The organism is Pararhizobium sp. LjRoot255 (assembly GCF_964252905.1).
Lineage (GTDB): Bacteria > Pseudomonadota > Alphaproteobacteria > Rhizobiales > Rhizobiaceae > Pararhizobium.
Genome location: NZ_CAXUPQ020000001.1, coordinates 699,860 through 719,958, shown reverse-complemented (window position 1 = coordinate 719,958; position 20,099 = coordinate 699,860). Strand labels below are relative to the sequence as shown.

18 protein-coding genes and 1 tRNA gene are annotated in these 20,099 nt (G+C 59.9%); 12 read left to right on the top strand and 7 right to left on the bottom strand.

Annotated features, from left to right (window positions below):
- Positions 1 to 62 precede the first annotated feature (62 nt).
- A complete protein-coding gene (locus ACSQ2W_RS03645; RefSeq protein ID WP_436085032.1) occupies positions 63 to 353 on the top strand; it encodes a hypothetical protein in 291 nt (96 codons plus the stop codon).
- Positions 354 to 586: 233 nt separating this feature from the next.
- A complete protein-coding gene (locus ACSQ2W_RS03640) occupies positions 587 to 2,920 on the top strand; it encodes a hypothetical protein (RefSeq protein WP_436085031.1) in 2,334 nt (777 codons plus the stop codon).
- Between the two features lie 22 nt (positions 2,921 to 2,942).
- Here ACSQ2W_RS03640 and ACSQ2W_RS03635 read toward each other — a convergent pair whose 3' ends face one another.
- Positions 2,943 to 5,039 (bottom strand): DUF6538 domain-containing protein, encoded by a 2,097-nt coding sequence (locus ACSQ2W_RS03635; RefSeq protein ID WP_436085030.1) that lies wholly within the window; start codon positions 5,037 to 5,039, stop codon positions 2,943 to 2,945.
- A gap of 156 nt (positions 5,040 to 5,195) precedes the next feature.
- Positions 5,196 to 5,269: transfer RNA gene (locus ACSQ2W_RS03630), tRNA-Gln, on the bottom strand.
- 270 nt (positions 5,270 to 5,539) lie between these two features.
- Between ACSQ2W_RS03630 and ACSQ2W_RS03625 the strand changes: the two genes are divergently transcribed.
- The 9 genes from ACSQ2W_RS03625 (at position 5,540) to ACSQ2W_RS03585 (ending at position 14,606) form a co-directional block, all read left to right on the top strand.
- Complete coding sequence (locus ACSQ2W_RS03625; RefSeq protein ID WP_436085029.1) at positions 5,540 to 7,129, top strand: Ppx/GppA phosphatase family protein; 1,590 nt, start codon at positions 5,540 to 5,542, stop codon at positions 7,127 to 7,129.
- Positions 7,126 to 7,881: an RlmE family RNA methyltransferase gene (locus ACSQ2W_RS03620; RefSeq protein WP_436085028.1), complete on the top strand. Its 756-nt coding sequence runs from the start codon at positions 7,126 to 7,128 to the stop codon at positions 7,879 to 7,881. Before ACSQ2W_RS03625 ends, ACSQ2W_RS03620 begins: the two co-directional genes overlap by 4 nt.
- 4 nt (positions 7,882 to 7,885) lie before the next feature.
- The gene (locus ACSQ2W_RS03615; protein WP_436085027.1) at positions 7,886 to 8,269 is read left to right on the top strand and encodes a VOC family protein; all 384 of its coding nucleotides are present in this window, start codon (positions 7,886 to 7,888) and stop codon (positions 8,267 to 8,269) included.
- 289 nt (positions 8,270 to 8,558) lie between these two features.
- On the top strand, positions 8,559 to 10,055 hold the full coding sequence (gene guaB, locus ACSQ2W_RS03610) for an IMP dehydrogenase (protein WP_436085026.1): 1,497 nt from the start codon (positions 8,559 to 8,561) through the stop codon (positions 10,053 to 10,055).
- 218 nt (positions 10,056 to 10,273) lie between these two features.
- Positions 10,274 to 10,693: an MAPEG family protein gene (locus tag ACSQ2W_RS03605; RefSeq protein WP_436085025.1), complete on the top strand. Its 420-nt coding sequence runs from the start codon at positions 10,274 to 10,276 to the stop codon at positions 10,691 to 10,693.
- 233 nt (positions 10,694 to 10,926) lie between these two features.
- Positions 10,927 to 12,057, top strand: a complete 1,131-nt coding sequence (locus ACSQ2W_RS03600; protein WP_436085024.1) for a DUF3734 domain-containing protein — start codon at positions 10,927 to 10,929, stop codon at positions 12,055 to 12,057.
- Positions 12,054 to 12,794 carry an acetoacetate decarboxylase gene (locus tag ACSQ2W_RS03595; RefSeq protein WP_436085023.1) on the top strand — a complete coding sequence of 247 codons (741 nt, stop codon included), beginning with the start codon at positions 12,054 to 12,056 and terminating at the stop codon, positions 12,792 to 12,794. The genes ACSQ2W_RS03600 and ACSQ2W_RS03595 overlap by 4 nt, the downstream gene beginning before the upstream one ends.
- Before the next feature lie 12 nt (positions 12,795 to 12,806).
- The gene (locus ACSQ2W_RS03590) at positions 12,807 to 13,589 is read left to right on the top strand and encodes a 3-hydroxybutyrate dehydrogenase (RefSeq protein WP_436085022.1); all 783 of its coding nucleotides are present in this window, start codon (positions 12,807 to 12,809) and stop codon (positions 13,587 to 13,589) included.
- Positions 13,590 to 13,730: 141 nt separating this feature from the next.
- On the top strand, positions 13,731 to 14,606 hold the full coding sequence (locus ACSQ2W_RS03585; RefSeq protein WP_436085021.1) for a dienelactone hydrolase family protein: 876 nt from the start codon (positions 13,731 to 13,733) through the stop codon (positions 14,604 to 14,606).
- 277 nt (positions 14,607 to 14,883) lie between these two features.
- On the opposite strand, the gene ACSQ2W_RS03580 is transcribed toward ACSQ2W_RS03585, so the two are convergent.
- The gene (locus ACSQ2W_RS03580) at positions 14,884 to 15,834 is read right to left on the bottom strand and encodes a LysR substrate-binding domain-containing protein (protein ID WP_436085020.1); all 951 of its coding nucleotides are present in this window, start codon (positions 15,832 to 15,834) and stop codon (positions 14,884 to 14,886) included.
- Positions 15,835 to 16,158: 324 nt separating this feature from the next.
- Between ACSQ2W_RS03580 and ACSQ2W_RS03575 the strand changes: the two genes are divergently transcribed.
- On the top strand, positions 16,159 to 16,452 hold the full coding sequence (locus tag ACSQ2W_RS03575) for a DUF1127 domain-containing protein (protein WP_436085019.1): 294 nt from the start codon (positions 16,159 to 16,161) through the stop codon (positions 16,450 to 16,452).
- A 212-nt stretch (positions 16,453 to 16,664) separates the two neighbouring features.
- Here ACSQ2W_RS03575 and ACSQ2W_RS03570 read toward each other — a convergent pair whose 3' ends face one another.
- From ACSQ2W_RS03570 to ACSQ2W_RS03555, 4 genes are all read right to left on the bottom strand, one after another.
- The gene (locus tag ACSQ2W_RS03570) at positions 16,665 to 16,970 is read right to left on the bottom strand and encodes an HAD-IA family hydrolase (RefSeq protein WP_436085018.1); all 306 of its coding nucleotides are present in this window, start codon (positions 16,968 to 16,970) and stop codon (positions 16,665 to 16,667) included.
- Positions 16,971 to 17,288: 318 nt separating this feature from the next.
- Positions 17,289 to 18,125, bottom strand: coding sequence for a DUF937 domain-containing protein (locus ACSQ2W_RS03565; protein WP_436085017.1), 837 nt, complete (start codon positions 18,123 to 18,125; stop codon positions 17,289 to 17,291).
- 110 nt (positions 18,126 to 18,235) lie between these two features.
- Positions 18,236 to 18,565: a hypothetical protein gene (locus ACSQ2W_RS03560; protein ID WP_436085016.1), complete on the bottom strand. Its 330-nt coding sequence runs from the start codon at positions 18,563 to 18,565 to the stop codon at positions 18,236 to 18,238.
- Between the two features lie 78 nt (positions 18,566 to 18,643).
- Positions 18,644 to 20,017 (bottom strand): glutamate--cysteine ligase, encoded by a 1,374-nt coding sequence (locus ACSQ2W_RS03555; protein WP_436085015.1) that lies wholly within the window; start codon positions 20,015 to 20,017, stop codon positions 18,644 to 18,646.
- Between the last annotated feature and the right edge of the window lie 82 nt (positions 20,018 to 20,099).

Here is a 20,099-nt window from a genome sequence, read left to right as displayed (position 1 = left end):
CGCCGGTCCGCCGGTCCTCTGACCATCGAAGGTGCCATTCCAAAAAAGAAGAGGAGGAATATATGGCACGACAGACTCAGAGGGACCGGCAGAAGCAGCTCCGGGAGCGGCATAGGACCGAGCGGCGTCCGAACCGCGACGACGTTGCCCGCGTTCTACTGGTTTGGGCGATCAGCGGACATTTAAAAGAAGGGCGGTCAGATCGCGTGGACGAACTCGGTGATATCCTGGTCGCACAACTGGTCGACCAAGGCTTTGCCGAGCGGGCCTCATACGAGGTCTTCGATGCTCTCGTCGATCGTTATCGTCACGGTGACGTTCACTTCCGTCGCAAGGTTCATCTTCAAGCTTGAGGAATTCGGATTGCCACTGTCGCTGACTTACCGCGCTAATGGTGCCTGTCATTGCAAACGGCGTTACCGTTTCGGATATTCGTCCCCCCGTTACTTCATAAAACGCCGTTTGCTTTTGAATCGACTTTTTCGAGTTTGAATGGACGTCCTAACCCCGCCGTTACCACGGCTTAACCGACGTCACATAGATCGCGTGCCCCGCATCCGCGGAAGACACGACAACAACTATGTGAATGGACATGAACGACAGTTTTTCTGCAAAAGCTTTTCAGCGCAAGATCGACACCTTTTGCCAGCTCCGTCTGGCGCCGTTATTGGCGCCAGACGACTTGTTCCGATTGAAGTATTATATGCACTTGCTCATCCAGCTACGGCGGCCGGCGCCTCGGGCCGGGGGCACGACCGACTGGAGTGCCGTCGCCCTCGCTTGTGGGATCGGTACCGAGTTACTCACTTCGAATGCGCGTCAGATCGATCCCGGATTGGATGCGATCGCTCGCTGGATCAAGGGCAATACGCCTTCCAACAAGGCGTCAAAAAACGAAACCCCGAGGTCATCGAGTAGCGTAACGAAAAGGGTGAAACCTTCGGAAAGTCCGGTAACGTCAACGGTACGACAAAAACCGATAAAGGCTAAGACGGCAGGTGTGGCGTCCGTCCGAATGCCGTTGGAGTTTCCGGAACCTTTGTTCGAAACTTTGGAGGAACCAGGGGGCTTCGCAGATGCTCTAAATCTACAGCTTCGACGACACGGAGAGACCTACTGGGCGCTTCATCGCGCCGTTACCGGTCCTGACGATCTGACCGACAAGAGCACCCTCCTGAGCTGGATTGAAGGCCGGCGAGTGCCGCGCAGCACCGATAGTTTCAACGTGCTTTCGCGTATCGAGCGGCGTTATCGGCTGCCGGAGGGATATTTTAAATCAAAACTCCCTCATCCATCCCGTTCCGCAAGTGGGTTCGACCTGTCGGGGATCGAGCCCGCCGAGCGTCGCCGCATCGCCTGGCACCTGCCAGAGGACTTCAATTCCTTGCCCTTCCACAAGCGGGAAGAAATTGTCGACTGGGTCCGACGGGTCATCATCAGCGGTTCGACGGATTACAGGAAGTTCCAGGCCGCGGCCGTCAAGCAGCGATATGCCATTCGGTTCCCTGGAGTGTCGTATGGCGGCCGGTCACCACGTGACGGAAAGATCACCGTTCCCGCAAATTACGAGGAAACATGGATCGAGGATCCGGATCTTCTTTCCGGTGTTATTGAAGCACCACCGGGACTTGCCATGGAGATGGCCGACCTCGTCCGCTTCAAGACCTCCGCCTTGACCTCGGTTGGCTTCCAACGGAGCGGCGTCTGGGGCGAGGAGACGGCGTCACAGAAGATCGAGCATCTGGGCCTTATGTTTGGCGCTCTGGCGGCAGCGAAGGATGGGGAAATTCGCGGTTACGGCGTGCCGCTTCGTCACATCACGTTCGGATTGCTTATCTTCCCCGGCGTCTGGGATTGGTATCTTCAGTGGCGTGAGAGCCGGCGGGGCTTCTACACAGCCTGGGAGGTGGACATGCTCCGAATAGCCTTGGCAATCACGAAGGAGGGGACAGGTTGGTTGCGGCAACACCCTGAACTCCTGACACGAGTCCAGCCAGTGCCCGGCCTCGTCTCACAACACGAGATCGACTATGCGAAAGAGGATTGGCATGGCGCGTGTGATGATTTCCATAAGCATGCGTCACATCGCGTGAAAGAAATCCAGCGGATCGCGCGTGTCCATCGCGATCCTTTCGAGCCGATCATGCCGGTTCTCGAAGCGGCCAGCCCAGTCGGTGAATACCGCAAGATCACCGAGGAAATCGTCCGCCTGATGCCGGACGAACATCGTTATCCCAGGCCAGCGGCCGAGGCCGTCCGGGCGTTTCTCATGTTGAGGCTGGGATTGCATCTCGGACTGCGGCAGAAGAATCTGCGTCAACTGATGCTCTGTCCCAAAGGGCACATGCCTCGTTCGGAACGGGTTTTGGAGAAGATGAAGCGCGGCGAAATCCGCTGGAGTGATCGCGAAGGCGGCTGGGAAGTCTTAATCCCGTCCGTAGCATTCAAGAACGCGAATTCGTCATTCTTTGGCGACAAGCCATTCCGTCTTGTGCTGCCGGATCTCCTTGGGCTTTACGACTACATTGAAGCCTATGTCGATCGTCATCGTTCGGTCCTGCTGCGGTCGGCTACGGATCCAGGCACCTTCTTCGTGAAGTCGGTCAAGACGACCAGCACCGAAGCAGCCTATGACATCACCAGCTTCTACGAGGCTTGGCGTCTGACGATCCAGCGGTACGGGATCTATAATCCATATACCGGCCGCGGAGCAATCAAGGGCCTGCTGCCACACGGCCCTCATAATGTCCGCGATGTTCTGGCGACCCACATCCTCAAGCAGACCGGCTCATATGAGCAGGCAAGCTATGCCATCCAGGATACCGCCGATATGGTTGCGAAGCACTACGGCCGGTTCCTGCCGCAGGACAAGGCTGCGCTCGCGGCGCGTATCCTCAATCAGGTGTGGGAGGCAGCGTAAAGTTTGGGCGAGATGCCGGAAATTATTTCCGGCGTCTCTCTTCATTCTTTGCTTCGCGTGCCCATGGCGGCGGCTGCCGTTTTTCGATCCAAGGCAGGAGCTTGATCGGCTTGCGCTCGACGCCGGCGGTAACGATCGGATATTTCGTGAGGGCATCGCGCATGAGCGGCAGTCCGGCGGGGTTCGTATAGCGGCGGCTGGTTTCACTCCCGTCAATGCTTAGGCGCCCGGAAATGTCATCGATGATTAAGGGCGCAACTCCCGCCTGCAAGAGGGTGTCCGCCATGCCATGGCGAAGTGCATGGAAGGCGCGCTTCCACATTTTCGCACCAAGCGCTTGCGTCATGATGGGATTAAAGACGTCGTAAAATCGATCACCTGGGTCATTGATGGTCTTATCTGAAAATAGATCCGGAAACACGGCTCTGTACCCGAGTTTTTTCAGCGCTATGCAATAGTCTTCAAACCCTAAGCGGATCAGCTCGTTGGGAACCGGCAATACCCGTTCCGATTGTTCGGTCTTCAGCCTTCGGAATTCATTCGTCTGCAAGATGATTACAAGTCCGTTGTCGTCCTCTGCGATATCGTCGAGAGCGAGGCTCGCGAACTCCTTCCTGCGGGCGCCAAGATAGGTCAGCATGATAGGGAGAAAATAGGCCGCGTCATGGAAGACATGGGGGCCTGGTTTCCCGCGGCCTCGCTTGTCATTTAACGAACCTGCATAGACGGGCGATGAGAAAATCGGCTGGATTTCCTCGGGCTTTGGTTTGTATTGTTGCTTTCGGATCGAGCCCGCCTTGGGCTTCTTGGGCCTCAAGCCGTCGAAGCTCAAGTCAACGAGGTCGTAGCCATGCCCACGCACATGTTTGAGGAAGTGGTTCAAATTGCCGAAATGCTTGCGGATGGTGCCTGAGCTCAGCCCAACTTCCGCTGGTTTCCCATCCATCTCAGCTTTTTTCCGAAGCTTGTCACCCTCGGCGCGAAGTTCTGGCGCCGACATCGCTCTCATTCTGGCGCTCTGCCCCCATTTTTTGGGGATCGCATTGAAGTGCTGTCGTAGCTGGCCAAGGTGATACTGTGTAATTTGGCCGGAGTGTTCGACGCCATATTCCTCAAGGATGCCTTTGAGCAATCTGACAAGGGCTTTCGCATCGTTCGCTGTACCACCTTCCCAGTCTGCCATATTGGCGGTGAGCCTGTCGCATTCAGCTTCAAAATCGGAGATCGAGACAACGGGTGCCGGCGGTAGCGCCTTCCCGATGTCGGTAGAGAACGGCGGTGTCGCAGGTCTTAGGTCTAAGACCCTGATTTCGGCCACCTCGTCCAAAGGAACTTGCGACGCGGAAGGGGCGATGATGTCGTGCGACGGCTGCGATGCGCTCACATCTTGTTCGATGGTGGTCGGTAGCATCGGCGGGGGATGATCGGGCCTTGAACCACCCGTCAACTCGCTGAGATTTCTGTCGGCGAGGGGATGGCGATCCTCGACGTCGCACAATGCTTCCGCGCGTCCCCCGAAATAAGCCTTCATCGCCTTTTCCTGGTTCAGCGGATGGGCTTCGATCCCGAATTGCTGCATGAGCGTGCGAATGCCGTCCTGGAAGCCAGGGCTACTGGCGAGATCGAACTCCTCCCTATAGTTCGATTTGATTGCGGGAATGTGCGACACGGGAACGCCTTTGGCGAGCAGATAGGCGCGGCCGCTGCAGGTATCCTCCAGCGTCAGTCGGTGACCTATGCCAAACATCGCAAGCAGTCTGTAAGTCCAGCCGTTTTCGAGGTCGAGTTCGAGCTCTTCAATATCCGCCGGCCGTCCATAGCGTCTGGCGATCATCGCAACGTCTTCGAGGTGTTCGAGCATTGCGTCGCGCTCATGCTCGAACAGCTTTTGAAGTTGGTCTTTTGTGGACATGGATTCCTTCGAGTTCATCTTCAACTCGGCCAGGCGCACATTGAGCTTTCGGCCGATCATCTTAGCCTTCTTATGGTCGGAACAATGAAGGCTCAGTGAAAGCCGGCTGCCCGGCTGGCACCGCGCGAATGATGTAGGAATGCGCGCGCGCCAGTAAAAGATGTTTCCGCGTCGGATCAGATTTTCGACTTCGTGGCGAATCGCCATGCCGTGACAGCCTCTGCTGGACCACCGATGACGCCGGTTCATAAAACCGTGGGCATCACCTGTGGGCTACAGTTCTGGGCATCAGGTCGCCAATGATGCCAAAACGATATCCGGCACGACTGGAAAATCAAGGAATTACGGGGATTTAGAGAGAATTGGCTGGGGAACCTGGATTCGAACCAGGACTAACGGAGTCAGAGTCCGTGGGTCTACCGTTAACCTATTCCCCAACGCTGCGTGGGCGATCGTGTCGCCCAGCCGGTGAGGCGGGCTTATAAACAAAAGATCGGCGGATGCAATAGATTTTGGTAAAAAAATGTAGTTCACCCCCTGTAAAATTCGCAGCCGTGCGATCCATGTGATGACGCGGGAATTCAGGCATTGGGGCGTGGTGCAAAAAGAATTTGGCGAAAGCGGACGGCGCTGGTAAAGTCTGCCCAACGAAAATCAAGAGAGCGCCTTGAGCAGCTATCGTTCCGCGCGGCGCAATGGACAGACACGTGAGAGACCCCGACAGCGGCGAACAGCCGTCCGTTTCCGGGGCGTCGGCAGCAGGCCGCGACGAGGGGCGCACACCGTCCCGTTCCGGCAAAGGAAAGCGCAGACGGGGAAAACCGTCGCGCATGCCCTCTGCGAATGCCAGTTCCTCCGGCCATTCCGGAGAAACAGGGCGTCCCGAAGTGAAAGAAGCGCCCGGGGAACCGGTGCGCAAACGCAAGCGCAGGCGCCGCTCCAAATCCGGGCAGGTTGAGCAGGCGGCTGCCGCAAATCGCGTCACCGATCTCTCCGCGGTGAAGCAGGCCGCGGGTTCCGTCGCCGAACACCACCCCAGCCGAAAGCGTGGCAAGAAGGACCGGCTGCGTCGCGTCCTGCAGGGACGTCCCCTTGCATCTGCCGACAAGGCGCGGCCGGTTGCCGACGTCGTATCCAGACCGCAGCCACAAGGTCCGGCCTCCGCCGCGCGGCCGGTGGAGCGTCCGGCCTTTTCCCAGAAAGGGCACGACGATCGCTTTGGCGGTGGCCTGGCCTCCGGCTTTGATTCGGCCTCGCAACTCTACGCCGCGCTCGACCTCGGCACCAACAATTGCCGCCTGTTGATCGCGCAGCCGACGCGGCCGGGCCAGTTCCGCGTCGTCGACGCCTTTTCGCGCATCGTGCGGCTTGGCGAAGGGCTCGGTGCCTCCGGCCGCCTGTCTGAGGATGCCATGGACCGTTCGATCGAGGCGTTGAAGGTCTGCGCCGCGAAGCTGAAAAACCGCGATATTCGCAAGACCCGGCTCATCGCCACCGAGGCGACCCGCGCTGCCGAAAACGGCGAGGCCTTTCTTGAACGGGTGTTGGCCGAAACCGGACTGGAACTTGAGATCATCACGCGCGAGACGGAGGCGCGGCTTGCGGTGTCCGGCTGCTCGTCTCTGGTCGGGCGCGAGACGAAATCAGTGGTGCTGTTCGATATCGGCGGCGGCTCGTCGGAGATCGCCGTCATCAAGATCGGCGAGAACCGCTCCAGCCGCCTTGCCAACCACATCACCCACTGGACGTCGCTGCCAGTTGGCGTCGTGACTTTGTCGGAACGTCATGGCGGCCAGCATGTCACGCCGGAAAGTTTCGAGGCGATGGTCGTCGAAGTTCAGGGCATGCTCGCCAAATTCGACTGCCCGGAAATCCACACGCTCGACAATCCCGGCGACGAGAACGGCTTCCACCTGATCGGCACGTCCGGCACGGTGACGACACTCGCCGGCGTCCATCTCGATCTGCCGCGTTATGACCGGCGCAAGGTGGATGGGCTGTGGCTGTCGGATGACGAGGTTTCGGCCATGCAGGCACGCCTTCTGTCATGGGATTTCACGGCGCGAGCCGCCAATCCCTGCATCGGCCCGGACCGCGCCGATCTGGTGCTCGCCGGCTGTGCCATTCTCGAAGCCATTCGCCGCCGCTGGCCGTCGGAGCGCATGCGCGTTGCCGACCGGGGCTTACGCGAAGGCTTGCTCACCGACATGATGGCCGATGACGGCGTCTGGCGCCGCGGTCGCGCGCGCCGGAATGCGCGCGGGCCGTACGGTTCCCACGAAGGAAATACGCAATGACCAAACCCCCGATCGGCGGAAACCGCACCGGGCGCAAGCTTGGCCAGAAGGTCAAGAAGGGCAAGCTGAAGGCGTCGTCGCGGCGCTGGATCGAGCGACATATCAACGATCCCTATGTGCAGCGGGCGCAGCTCGAGGGCTATCGCGCCCGCGCGGCGTTCAAGCTGCTCGAGATCGACGAGAAGCACAAGATTCTTTCAGGCGCGCGGCGGATCATCGATTTGGGGGCGGCTCCCGGAAGCTGGTCGCAGATCGCCGCCAACGTGACCCGCTCGACCGACGCGGAGCCGAAGGTGGTCGCCATCGACTTTCTGCCGATGGATCCGCTGCCGGGCGTCCACATCTTGCAGCTCGATTTTCTCGATTCGACGGCGCCGGACAAGATCATGGACGCGCTTGGCGGCGCGCCGGACCTTGTTCTCTCCGACATGGCAGCGCCGACGACCGGCCACCGCCAGACCGACCATATCCGCACCATGCATCTCTGCGAGGTCGCGGCCCATTTCGCCGTCGACGTTCTGGCGCCGGGCGGCCATTTCCTGGCGAAGACGTTCCAGGGCGGAACCGAGCGCGAACTTCTCAACCTGCTGAAGCAGAATTTCAAGCAGGTTATCCATGTGAAGCCTGCCTCGTCGCGGGCCGAATCGGTCGAAATGTTCCTGCTCGCCAAGGGCTTCAAGGGACGCCGGGCGGATGTTGCGGCAACCCGGGAAGACGTTTCGGACAATCTCGACGAAGCGCCGGCGGAGTGATCGCATGCTGCTCTACGTGACCATCGGCACCAATGATCTCGAGCGGGCGCGGATCTTCTATGACGCGGCACTTGCCCCGCTCGGCCTGAAGCGCCGCAAGCAGGACGATGTCGAGATCGGCTATGGGGCCGGGCATGATACGCGATGCCGGCTGTGGGTCGTCACGCCCTACGACCAGAATGCCGCGACCATCGGCAACGGTTCAATGGTGGCGCTTGACGCCGAGAGCCGGGCGGACGTCGATGCGTTCCATGAGGCGGCACTCGCCCATGGCGGCACCGACGAGGGCGCACCGGGCCTGCGGCCTTTCCACGCAAATTTCTACGCGGCCTATGTTCGCGATCCCGATGGAAACAAGCTTTCGGCGGTCTGCGAGCGGCCGGAATAGTTCACGCCCAAGCTCTTCGATGGCGATCGTTTCCGTTTCCGTTTCCGGCTCCCCGCGCATCCGGGACCGGAAACGGAGACCCTTCAGTTCGAAATCTGAAGGCGCCGCCGATCACGCATTGCTCAAGATTCTTAGCAGGCCCGGCGTTTTCGCCGGGCCTTTGCACTTTCCATCCCGTCATATCCGTGTTACGAGCCCTCGCCAACTTCCAAGAAACTCTTGCAAGTCTTTCGCCGGACCGTTTCCCAAGACCGTCCGCGAAGCGTTTCATCTATTGAAGGGATTGGCCATGGCTCGCATCATTGAAACGGCAACCGGTCTGGAGGCTCTGACCTTCGACGACGTGCTCCTTCAACCGGGACATTCCGAGGTCATGCCGGGGCAGACCAACATCGCCACCCGCATCGCCCAGGATATCGAACTCAACCTTCCGATCCTCTCCTCCGCCATGGATACCGTCACCGAAGGGCGCCTCGCAATTGCCATGGCGCAGGCCGGCGGCATTGGCGTCATCCACCGCAATCTGACGCCGGTCGAGCAGGCCGAGCAGGTTCGCCAGGTCAAGAAGTTCGAAAGCGGCATGGTCGTCAATCCCGTGACGATCGGCCCGGACGCCACGCTCGCCGACGCGCTCTCGCTGATGAAGATGTACTCGATCTCCGGCATCCCGGTCGTTGAAAACGCAAGCGGCGGCAAGCCTGGTCGTCTCGTTGGCATCGTCACCAACCGCGACGTTCGCTTCGCATCGGACCCGACGCAGAAGATCTATGAACTGATGACCAGGGAAAACCTGATCACGGTCAAGGAGAACGTCGACCAGCAGGAAGCCAAGCGTCTGCTTCATACACACCGCATCGAAAAGCTGCTGGTGGTGGATGGCGACGGACGCTGCGTCGGCCTGATCACGGTCAAGGACATCGAGAAGTCGCAGCTCAACCCGAATGCTTCCAAGGACGCACAGGGCCGCCTGCGCGCCGCCGCCGCCATCAGCGTCGGCGATGATGGCATCGAACGGGCCGAGCGGCTGATCGAGGCCGGCGTCGATCTGATCGTCGTCGATACCGCGCATGGCCATTCGCAGCGGGTTCTCGATGCGGTGACCAAGGTCAAGACGATGTCGAACTCGGTGCGCATCATGGCCGGAAACGTCGCCACCGCCGATGGCACCAAGGCACTCATCGATGCCGGCGCGGATGCGGTCAAGGTCGGTATCGGCCCGGGTTCGATCTGCACCACCCGCATCGTCGCCGGTGTTGGCGTGCCGCAGCTCGCGGCGATCATGGCAGCGGTCGAAGCCGCCCAGGCGTCCGATATTCCGGTCATTGCCGATGGCGGCATCAAGTTCTCCGGCGACCTGGCGAAAGCCATCGCCGCCGGCGCCTCCGCCTGCATGATCGGCTCGCTGCTGGCGGGCACCGACGAAAGCCCGGGCGAAGTGTTCCTCTATCAGGGACGCTCCTTCAAGGCCTATCGCGGCATGGGGTCGGTCGGCGCCATGGCGCGCGGCTCGGCGGATCGCTACTTCCAGGCGGAAGTGCGCGATACGCTGAAGCTGGTACCGGAAGGCATCGAAGGCCAGGTGCCCTACAAGGGTCCGGTCTCCGGCGTGCTGCATCAGCTGGCCGGCGGTCTCAAGGCGTCGATGGGCTATGTCGGCGGCAAGACGATCAAGGACTTCCAGGAACGCGCCACCTTCGTGCGCATCTCCGGCGCGGGCCTGCGCGAAAGCCATGCCCATGATGTGACGATCACCCGCGAAAGCCCGAACTATCCCGGCGGCGCTTGAAAATAGCGCGTCATGTCTCAACTTGACGAAGCGGCGGAGATGTCTTCGCCGCTTTTTCTTTTATGGCCGGGCTTCCAGCGATCGTAACCATCAGGGCGACGATTCGTCATTCGCAAAAGAGATGTCCAGCAAGGCGCTTGAGACGCGGCAATCGGTGCTGTTCTGGATTTTCGGCCGGCTTGCTATACATCATCGATGGTTCGATCGACGGAGTGCCCATGCCCACATCGACTGCCATCTTCTGGCCGGTCATCGCACAGGTCGCGCTGATCCACGCCGTCTATTTTCTGATGCTGAAGCGGCGCAATCGCGCCGTGCGCGCCGGTCTTGCCAAGGTACAGGACTATTGGGTTCCGGCGATCGAGCCGGCACCAAGCGCAACGGCCGCTCGCAGCCTGATCAACCAGTTCGAACTACCGGTCCTTTTCTTCCTCGTCTGCATCCTGTTCTATCTGACCGCCGGCGTGAACAACACCGTGCTCGCGGCCGCCTGGCTCTTTGTCCTCAGCCGCTTCGCCCATGCTTATGTGCATGTCACCTCGAACCGGCTGAAGCCGCGCCGGCGCTTCTTCGTGACCGGCTTCGTCTTCAATTTCGTGCTGTGGGTGCTGTTTGCGGCACATATCGCCGGTGTCTGAGGCGGTGTTCCTGTCACATTCTGTTGCATTGCGTGCTCTCGGAAGCTGCACTATCATCCGGTTCCGGCGGCAGGAACGGCACGCCATCCATACGTCCAAGCCCTTGAATTAAATTGAACATCATCCCTCTAAACGCTTTTCCGCATTACCAAAACGTAATCTGCCTGCATGGAACCTGATAGCCGTCTGGCCGTTATCGCTTCGCAGTCGCAGCATTTGAAGGGAAGCATCCGGTGAGCACCATACCGACAGAGAAAACCGTGCTTGTATTTCAGGGCGGCGGTGCTCTCGGCGCCTATCAGGCGGGGGCCTATGAGGCCCTGCATGGGGCGGGCATCCGACCCGATTGGCTTGCCGGCATCTCCATCGGCTCAATCAATTCGGCGATCATTGCCGGAAGCCCGGTAAACCGCCGCGTCGACAATCTGCGCACCTTCTGGCACCGCGTCTCCTCCGGTCTTAACGGTCATTTTCTTGGAAATGGCGATGTCATGCGGAAGTGGTTCAACGAATCCTCCGCCCTTCTCGGCTCGCTGACAGGCGTCCCCGGCTTCTTCAAGCCGCGCGCCTTGAAACCCTGGAACATTCCGGGCGATCCGATGGCGGCCATCAGTCTCTATGATACCGGGCCGCTGCAGGAAACGCTTGCCGATCTCGTCGATTTCGACCTGATCAATTCCGGCGCCATTCGCCTCAGCCTCGGCGCCGTCGATGTGGTGAGCGGCAACTTCAATTATTTCGACAACAACCACTGCGCCTTTTCGGCGAAGCACGTGGCCGCCTCCGGAGCGCTGCCGCCGGGTTTTGCACCGGTCGAGATCGACGGCCGGTACTATTGGGACGGCGGCATCGTTTCCAACACGCCCCTGCAGCGGATTCTCTCCGGTCCCGAACTGGAAAGCGATCTCTGCATCTTCCAGGTCGATCTGTTCAGTGCAAAGGGCCAGTTGCCGAAGGATCTTTTCGACGTCCAGGCACGGGAAAAGGAAATCCGTTTTTCCAGCCGCACGCGCTTGAACACCGACCAGTTCCGCAAGCTGCAGGGCATCCGCATGGCCGCCAGCCGGCTGATGGCAAAGCTGCCGGAAGAACTGAAGGATGATCCGGACGCGCGGTTTCTCGAGAGGATCGGCAATGACTGCGCCGTCACCATGGTGCACCTGATCTACCGCCATGCCGCCTACGAGGGCCAGTCCAAGGACTACGAGTTCTCCCGTCTTTCCGTGGAGGAACACTGGAAGGCCGGCCATGACGATGTGGTCAGGACGCTCAATCATCCGGATTGGCAGAGCCGCACCCGCCCAACCAACGGGATTCGTGTCTTCGATCTTTGTGAAAAACATGGAAGCGAGAAAAAAGCATGAAAGTCGAAGATGTGGTCCGCAATGCCTTCGCGATGCCGCTGACGAGCCCATCCTATCCGCCGGGTCCCTATCGCTTCGTCAATCGCGAATACATGATCATCACCTACCGCACCGATCCGGAGGCTTTGCGCCGCGTTGTGCCGGAGCCGCTGCAGTTCGATGAACCGCTGGTGAAATACGAGTTCATCCGCATGCCGGATTCGACGGGCTTTGGCGATTACACCGAATCCGGCCAGGTCATTCCCGTCAGTTTCAACGGCGTGCATGGCGGTTATGTCCACTCCATGTACCTCAATGACGACGCGCCGATCGCCGGCGGCCGTGAGATCTGGGGCTTTCCGAAGAAGCTCGCGGAACCCTCGCTGGCATCGGTGAAGGATGCACTGGTCGGCACGCTCGACTATGGCGGCCAACGGGTTGCGACGGCGACGATGGGTTTCAAGCACCGCACGCTCGACAAGGCGAAGGTTCTGGAGACGCTGAAGCAGCCGAACTTCATGCTGAAAATCATGCCGCATGTCGATTGCACGCCGCGCATCTGCGAACTGGTTCGATACTATCTCGAGGATCTGACCGTGAAGGGCGCCTGGGAAGGGCCGGGCGCGCTGGCACTGTTTCCGCATGCGCTGGCGCCGGTTGCCGACCTGCCAGTGCTCGAAGTCAGGTCCGCCGTCCATATTCTCTCCGACCTGACGCTGGGCCTCGGCGAAGTGGTCCATGATTATCTTGCAAAATAGGGAGTCCCATCCATGAAACTCAAAGACAAGGTCTGCATCGTTACCGGCTCTGCCAGTGGTATCGGCCTGGCAATCGCCAGGAAATACGTCTCCGAAGGCGCCAAGGTCGTCATCGCCGACCTCAAGCTCGAGGCGGCGGAAGCGACGGCCAAGGACCTGACGGCGGCGGGGCCAGGCGAGGCGATCGGCCTTGCCATGGATGTTACCAGCGAGGAAGCCGTCAATTCAGGCGTCGCCGCCACCATCGAAAAATGGGGCAGGGTGGATGTCCTCGTCTCCAATGCCGGCATCCAGATCGTCAACAAGATCGAGGACTATGCGTTTTCCGACTGGAAGAAGATGCTGGCCATCCATCTCGACGGCGCCTTTCTGACCACCAAGGCCTGCATCCCGCATATGAAGGCCCAGAAGGGCGGCGCAATCATCTATATGGGTTCGGTGCATTCGCACGAGGCCTCTCCGCTGAAATCGGCCTATGTCACCGCCAAGCACGGCCTGCTCGGCCTGGCCCGCGTCGTCGCCAAGGAGGGCGGACCGGACGGGGTGCGCGCCAACGTCATCTGCCCAGGCTTCGTCAAGACGCCGCTCGTTGAGAAGCAGATCCCCGAGCAGTCGAAGGCGCTCGGCATCTCCGAGGAGGAAGTCGTCAAGAAGATGATGCTCGGCGGCACGGTCGACACGCAATTCACCACGGTCGATGACGTCGCCGAAGTGGCACTGCTGTTTGCCGGTTTCGAGACCAATGCGCTGACCGGCCAGTCGCTCGTCGTCAGCCACGGCTGGTACATGCAGTAAGACCGGAGGCCGGAAGCGCGGAGCCTTTGGCCGTGGGCTGCCACTGTCAATCACTTTCGCGTCAATCCACTCCCCATGACCTTGACCCTTGAGCCGATGACACAGTTCTTTTGTCATCGGCTCAAGCATCAGGAGGAAGTCATGGATAAGCCCGCCATTACCCAGGCGATGATCAATGCCTACGACGACTACACCCATCTCTCTCTCGACAGGCGATCCTTCATGCAGAAGCTGACGGCGCTGACCGGATCGGCGGCAAGTGCGGCGGCCATCGCGCCCTTGCTTGCGGCCAACAGCGCGCATGCGGAAGTGGTGCCCGAAGCAGACCCGCGGTTGAAGGGCGAGGACATCACCTATCCCGGCGCTGCCGGTGACATGAAGGGCTATCTCGTGCGCCCGGCCGATGCTGCCGGAAAACTGCCCGCCGTCATCGTCATTCACGAGAACCGCGGTCTCAATCCGCATATCCGCGACGTCGCCCGCCGCATCGCGCTGGAGGGTTTCGTGGCTCTGGCACCGGATCTGCTGTCTCCAGCGGGTGGCACGCCGGCCGATGAGGACAAGGCGCGCGAAATGATCAGCGCGCTGGATGAAAAGCAGACGGTCGACAATGCTGTGGCGACCGTGGCCTTCCTTGGAGGCAATGACGCAACGACCGGCAAGGTTGGCGCGATCGGCTTCTGCTGGGGTGGCGGTTTGGTTAACAACCTGGCGGTCGCTTCGCCTGACCTTAAAGCCGGCGTCGCCTATTACGGCGCCCAGCCACCGGCCGAAGATGTGCCGAAGATCAAGGCGGCGCTGCTCCTGCACTATGCCGGTTTGGACGAGCGGATCAATGCCGGCATCGAGGCCTATAAGAAGGCACTGACCGGCAATGGCAAGGATTTCAGCATTCATGTCTATGACGGTGTCAATCATGCCTTCAACAACGATACCTCTGCTGCCCGCTACGACAAGAAGGCGGCCGATCTTGCCTGGCGCCGGACAGTGGAGTTCCTGAAGGCAAAACTGGCTTGAGGACTGGCCAGCGATGGCGCGGCAGCTTCGGAGACGACCTTCGCCAAGGTCGGAGGCGTGACTGACCCAAAAATGGTCATCCTCTCCATCTTTGGTGGCTCGCCAGATTGGAGTATAGAACTCCAGTCGGCTCGTTGGGGACGGCTAAATGACCAAATCATATTGCATCAGTTTTAACGGCTAATTTTATGGCCGGGTATTAATATTGGGGAATACAAAAAGGCCGCGCTTCGAAGGGAAGCACGGCCTTTTTGTTTACTGTTAGCGCATGTGTGGCTTACCAGCCCGGCAGCATATGGCTTTGGCGCAGTCGCGGGTAGCGCGGGAAGTTCTTGATATCGCCATCGAGGTCGTCAGTCGCGGTCGTCGGCGTGATGTTGTCGAGACAGGCGGTGATGTGATTGGTGATGGCATTCGACAGCGACGGCGACAGGCCGGGCCGCTTCATGATGCCGATCTGCACCGGCGCCAGCGCGGGGAACCCGTCGGCCTGGGTCAGCACCTTCATGCCGGTGCGCAGCGCCGATTCCGGCAGCACTGAAACGGCCATGCCGGCGAGAACCGCAGCGGCGACGACGGTCGACGACCAGCTGGTGAACAGGATCTGGTATTCCTTGCCGGTCGCGTCGAGCGCCGAGCAGGCGGCCTGCCGCCACTGACAATCGCGCTTGCCGACGGCGAGCGGCACGGGTGCGTTCTCCGGCAGCGGGTGGTTGATCGAGCATACCCAGCAGAGCGGCTCGGTCCGTACCACATCCGAGGCGCGTGCACGCGGGTTGTGCGTGACAAGCGCGATGTCGAGATCGCCTCTGGCCATCTTTTCGGCGAGGTCCACCGAAGGCTCGCAGACGATAAAGAGCTCGACGTTCGGATGGGTCTTGGCGAAGCGGACGATGATCTCCGGCATATAGCGGTCGGCGTAGTCGTCGGGCGTGCCGATCCGCAGCGTGCCTTCCAGCCGGTTGTCGTCGAAGGAGGCGATCGCCTCGTTGTTGAGACGGATCATCCGCCGCGCGAAGTTCAGGAGCCGGTCACCCTCCGTCGTCAGCCGGTTGCCGCGGCCGTCCTTCGCAAAGAGCTGCTTGCCAATTCGTTCCTCCAGCCGGCGCATCTGCATCGAGACGGCCGACTGGGTCTTGAATACCCGATCGGCCGCTTTGGTGAAGCTGCCGGTATCGGCGATGGCAACGAAAGTCTGAAGCTGGTCGATGTCGAGTGGTGCGGACATGGCGCAAGTCCCCAAAGGTTACCCATAAAATTGTTTGATGAATATCATTAGAAACATTCGTTGGACTGATCAATAAGGATTTGCGAATTTGGTCCTGCAAACGACATCAATCACCGCTTCGGCCCGCTTGTGGCGAAGCCGAAACATCATCAAGTCTCGACCTACCCCCGCGCCGACCTCCCTGCGGCGGGACGGGTCGCCCTTGCATAATTCCTTAAATCGGGAACGATTTAAGGAAAAATTATGCAAAATTTTTAATCGCAGCGACCTTTGCACGTCTGAAAGACGTGCGGCGCTGTCGTGCCTGAAAAAAGGAGCAGTATCATGCGCACGACCGATCACACCCTCGATCTCACCCTTACCGGGAAGCTGTCCGCGACGTCCCGCCAGACGGGGCTGACGGGCGTGCTGAAATCGGTTTGGCGCCTGCTGCGAAACCGAAAAGCTATCGGCAGCTTGCACGACCTCGATGATCATCAATTGCTGGATATCGGGCTTTGCCGTGAAGAAGTGCGCGAGGCGCTGACCTCGTCCTTTTTCGATGATCCGGGCCGTCACTTGACCCGGGCGTCGCGCAACAGGACGAACACGTTCTACAGGAGTGCGCGCCTCGATTGACGGTGCATTTGCTGCGCTAAGCTCTTGAGCGACAAGTTCAGGAATTCCGCAGCAGTTCAGAGTTTTGTTGCGCACCTCGAACGTTTGAAGACGTTCCGTGCAACAGGGACGCGCAGCCGCCTCTGCGCGTTACCGTTCCCCGCAGGGTTAGAGCCAATATGCCCTGCTGCTTGCCCGGTGAGCGGTCTTGAGGACCGGCACCGGGCTTTTTCCTATTCGGTCTGACGCAATCCGCCGTTCGGTCCTTGCTGAAGCAGATCGCTCAACAGCATTCCGTCTTTCCACAGAGAAGCCTGCCAGCCGGGGCGGTGGGCGCCGTCAACGTTCTCCGGAGTGTCATCAATCAACAGAATATGCTCCGGCTGCAGTTCGAGCCGGGCTGCGACAACCTTAAAGGCCTTCGTTTCAGGCTTCCGGTGCCCGAGCGCTGCGGAATAGTACATCCCGTCGAAATGCCGCGCTAAGCCGAGTTCGTTCAAAAGGTACTTCGCGCGGCAATGCTCTTGGTTCGTAAGCACTTCCGGCCCGACAGGCGAATTTCGTCGATCTGCGATAGCAGGTGCCGGTTGAGCAGTGAGTCCTTTTCAAACCAGTACCGCAGGAAATCATCACAACTCACCGCGGGGGCGATCTTCCGAAGAAGCGCCGGCAGGTGATCATAGAGAGACGCCCGTCCAACGATGATATCTGCCCAGTGAGTTTCAAAGAGGCCGCTTTGTAGGTCCTCCACTTTAATCCCAAGGTCGGCCTCAAGGCCCGACGATCAGTGTCGACCGTCGTCGAGTCGACCGAGAACGATGACGCCATCGACGTCGAAGACAAGCGCTTCGACGGCGTTACTTGTCGGCGTCATTGGCTGTCCGATACTGGTCGAACAGATTGTCGATCGATTTCTGATATTCCTTCTGTGCCTCGATACCGCTGTCGAACATCGTGTTGAACATGTCGGTAAAGGGCGCCATCGGGTCCTTGTCGGCCGGTTTCTTTTCGGGCTCTTTCGCAGCCGCACCGCCGCTCATCATGTCCTGGAAAGCCTTGATGAAGGGGTTTGCGGCAAACATGTCTGGTGCGGCCTGCGGCTTTTCCTCAGGCTTTGCCATGCCGAAGAAGCCCTGCATGGCTTGCGTGAAGGGATTGTCGAACGGATTGGGAGCTGGTTGCGGTTTCTTGATAAACCCGGAGGCTTCCAGCCAAGGCTTCATCATGGCTTCCATCGGCGTGTTGGCGAAGGGGTTCTGCATGCCGCTCATCTGGCCGGAGGCCTGCTTGAACAGGCCGCCCATGATCGCGCTCGCCATTACCGGTAACATCTGCTTGTAGATTTCCTGGCCGACGCCTGTCATCTGGGCCGCCTGCACGGAGACCGCCTGCAACATTTCCTTGGAGCCGAAAAGCTGGTCGAGAACATTGTTGCCGTCGGCCATGCCTTGCGGTGTGAAGGCCTTGCTCATGTCCTCGAAATACTGCGCGTAGTTGCCGCTCGACATGGCGGTCAGGAAGGCGCCGAAATCATAGGGGTCGGCGGCGTTGCGTTTGAGCGCGGTGGAGAAGGCCGGCATCAGCGCGGCAGTCGCCTTGGCCATCTGTTCCTGGGCAAGGCCGAATTGCTTGGCCATCACGTCCATGGCATTGCCGTTCTGCGCCTGCATCATCATGTCAAAAAGCGGGATCATGTCCGGAGTCCTCTCCTGCAGGCAGCATAACGCATGTCGTTGCACTATAACGGTAAAAAACCGAGTGGAAACCGCTTTTTACGAAACGGTCGGTCTGCCGGCTACCGAAGTCACATATAGCCGAACGCGGAGAACTGTTCCTTGAACCACCAGAAACCCGCAGCCGTCGCAAGGGCGATCAGGCCAAACAGGATCCAGCCCGTCAGCGTCAATGTCTTGCGCTCCTCATCGCGATAGGAAAGTCGCGATCCCATGACCAGAAAGGCTGCGCCGAAGATGAGGCAGAGTGGAACGATCAGGAAGATTTTCAGAGAGTAGTTGATCTCGGGAACGCCGCGCCTTGCCTCGTCGAGCGGTCCGAGAACGAAATACCAGCCGAGCGCCACGCCGACGGCGAGCGCGGCAAGGCCGCCGAGCCTGGTTTTAAGATCCTGTAACATTCCACTCTCCGGTCTATTGAGGCAGTTTGCGCCGTCGCTGTTCATTCAACGACAAGCGGAGAAGCGAAAACTCGAACTCTAATACTGGTACTCAGTGAAAACCGGATCGACGGACCCGTTCCAGCGGCCGTTGTAAAGCGACAGCAGGTCTTCGGCGAGTGTAGCCTTCTTCGCCAGCACCTCGTCCAGCGGCGCAAGGAAGATGCTTTCGTCGACCTCGTCGCCGTTCAGCCGGTTGCGGTTCTTCAGGCCAAGGCGGGAGATCGAGAGGACCTCACGGGCGATGTCGAATAGCGGCGTGCCCTTGTGTTTCGCGGCAAGCGCCTGTGCCGGCACGGCGTCGCGCATGGCGATCGTGTCCTCGTAGGTCCAGGAGCGGGTAAGGTCCTCGGCTGCGTCAAGGGCTGCGTCGTCGTAGAGCAGACCGACCCAGAAGGCCGGCAGCGCGCAGATCCGGCGCCACGGGCCGCCGTCGGCGCCGCGCATTTCGAGAAAGCGTTTTAGCCGTACATCGGGGAACAGCGTCGAAAGATGGTTGGTCCAATCGCCCATATTGGGCTCCCAGTCGGCAAGTTCGCCCTTCAGAGCGCCGTTCATGAACTGGCGGAAGGTGACGTGCGTACAGTCATGATAGTGGCCGTCGCGCACGACAAAATACATCGGCACATCGAGTGCCCATTCGACATAGTCCTCGAAGCCGAAATCCGCGTTGAAGGCGACCGGCAACACGCCGGCGCGCTGGTTGTCCGTGTCGCGCCAGATGCTGCCGCGCCAGGAGAGCAACCCGTTCGGCTTGCCGTCGGTAAAGGGCGAACTTGCAAACAGGGCGGTCGACAGCGGCTGCAGCTTCAGCGACACCTGCATCTTGCGGCGCATGTCTACTTCAGAGGAGAAGTCGAGGTTCACCTGGATCGTGCAGGTGCGGTACATCATGTCAAGACCCTGGGTGCCGACCTTCGGCATGTAGCGGCTCATGATGTCGTAGCGGGATTTTGGCATGCGCGGTGTTTCCGCGAACGTCCATTTCGGTGAACCGCCGATGCCAAGGAAGCGGATGCCGAGCGGCTCTGCGATTTCGCGCAGCGCGGCCAGGTGCTGGTTGGATTCCTTGCAGGTCTGGTGCAGGTTTTCGAGCGGTGCGCCCGAAAGCTCGAACTGGCCGCCGGGCTCGAGCGAGATCGCGCCTTGGCCGGATTGCTCGGCAAGGCCGATGATGTTGCCGGCGTCGATGATCGGCTCCCAGCCGCTTTTTTCCGCCATCCCATTCAGAAGCGCCGAGATGCTGGCCTCGCCGAAATAGGGGACGGGGCTGTTGTCGGTCTTGAAGAAGGCAAACTTCTCATGCTCCGTCCCGATGCGGAACCGCTCCTTCGGCTTGTTGCCCTGAGCCAGGTATTCGGTGAGGTCTGCGACGGAGGTAACCGGCGTCTGGTCGGTGGTATCTCTGGCCATGGGCGTCTTCTTTTGAACAGGCGGAACCTGCCGGGCGGCAGATGTCAGGAGGGTGATTGAACCGGATTGAGGTGACGTGCAA

What these genes read in the sequence shown, in the direction of transcription:
- ACSQ2W_RS03635 (WP_436085030.1), bottom strand. Translation starts at nt 5,039, where the DNA reads ATGGCGATTCGCCACGAAGTCGAAAATCTGATCCGACGCGGAAACATC.
- ACSQ2W_RS03615 (WP_436085027.1), top strand. Translation starts at nt 7,886, where the DNA reads ATGCTGCTCTACGTGACCATCGGCACCAATGATCTCGAGCGGGCGCGG.
- ACSQ2W_RS03565 (WP_436085017.1), bottom strand. Translation starts at nt 18,125, where the DNA reads ATGATCCCGCTTTTTGACATGATGATGCAGGCGCAGAACGGCAATGCC.
- ACSQ2W_RS03595 (WP_436085023.1), top strand. Translation starts at nt 12,054, where the DNA reads ATGAAAGTCGAAGATGTGGTCCGCAATGCCTTCGCGATGCCGCTGACG.
- ACSQ2W_RS03585 (WP_436085021.1), top strand. Translation starts at nt 13,731, where the DNA reads ATGGATAAGCCCGCCATTACCCAGGCGATGATCAATGCCTACGACGAC.
- ACSQ2W_RS03560 (WP_436085016.1), bottom strand. Translation starts at nt 18,565, where the DNA reads ATGTTACAGGATCTTAAAACCAGGCTCGGCGGCCTTGCCGCGCTCGCC.
- guaB (WP_436085026.1), top strand. Translation starts at nt 8,559, where the DNA reads ATGGCTCGCATCATTGAAACGGCAACCGGTCTGGAGGCTCTGACCTTC.
- ACSQ2W_RS03640 (WP_436085031.1), top strand. Translation starts at nt 587, where the DNA reads ATGGACATGAACGACAGTTTTTCTGCAAAAGCTTTTCAGCGCAAGATC.
- ACSQ2W_RS03620 (WP_436085028.1), top strand. Translation starts at nt 7,126, where the DNA reads ATGACCAAACCCCCGATCGGCGGAAACCGCACCGGGCGCAAGCTTGGC.
- ACSQ2W_RS03645 (WP_436085032.1), top strand. Translation starts at nt 63, where the DNA reads ATGGCACGACAGACTCAGAGGGACCGGCAGAAGCAGCTCCGGGAGCGG.
- ACSQ2W_RS03605 (WP_436085025.1), top strand. Translation starts at nt 10,274, where the DNA reads ATGCCCACATCGACTGCCATCTTCTGGCCGGTCATCGCACAGGTCGCG.
- ACSQ2W_RS03580 (WP_436085020.1), bottom strand. Translation starts at nt 15,834, where the DNA reads ATGTCCGCACCACTCGACATCGACCAGCTTCAGACTTTCGTTGCCATC.
- ACSQ2W_RS03590 (WP_436085022.1), top strand. Translation starts at nt 12,807, where the DNA reads ATGAAACTCAAAGACAAGGTCTGCATCGTTACCGGCTCTGCCAGTGGT.
- ACSQ2W_RS03555 (WP_436085015.1), bottom strand. Translation starts at nt 20,017, where the DNA reads ATGGCCAGAGATACCACCGACCAGACGCCGGTTACCTCCGTCGCAGAC.
- ACSQ2W_RS03575 (WP_436085019.1), top strand. Translation starts at nt 16,159, where the DNA reads ATGCGCACGACCGATCACACCCTCGATCTCACCCTTACCGGGAAGCTG.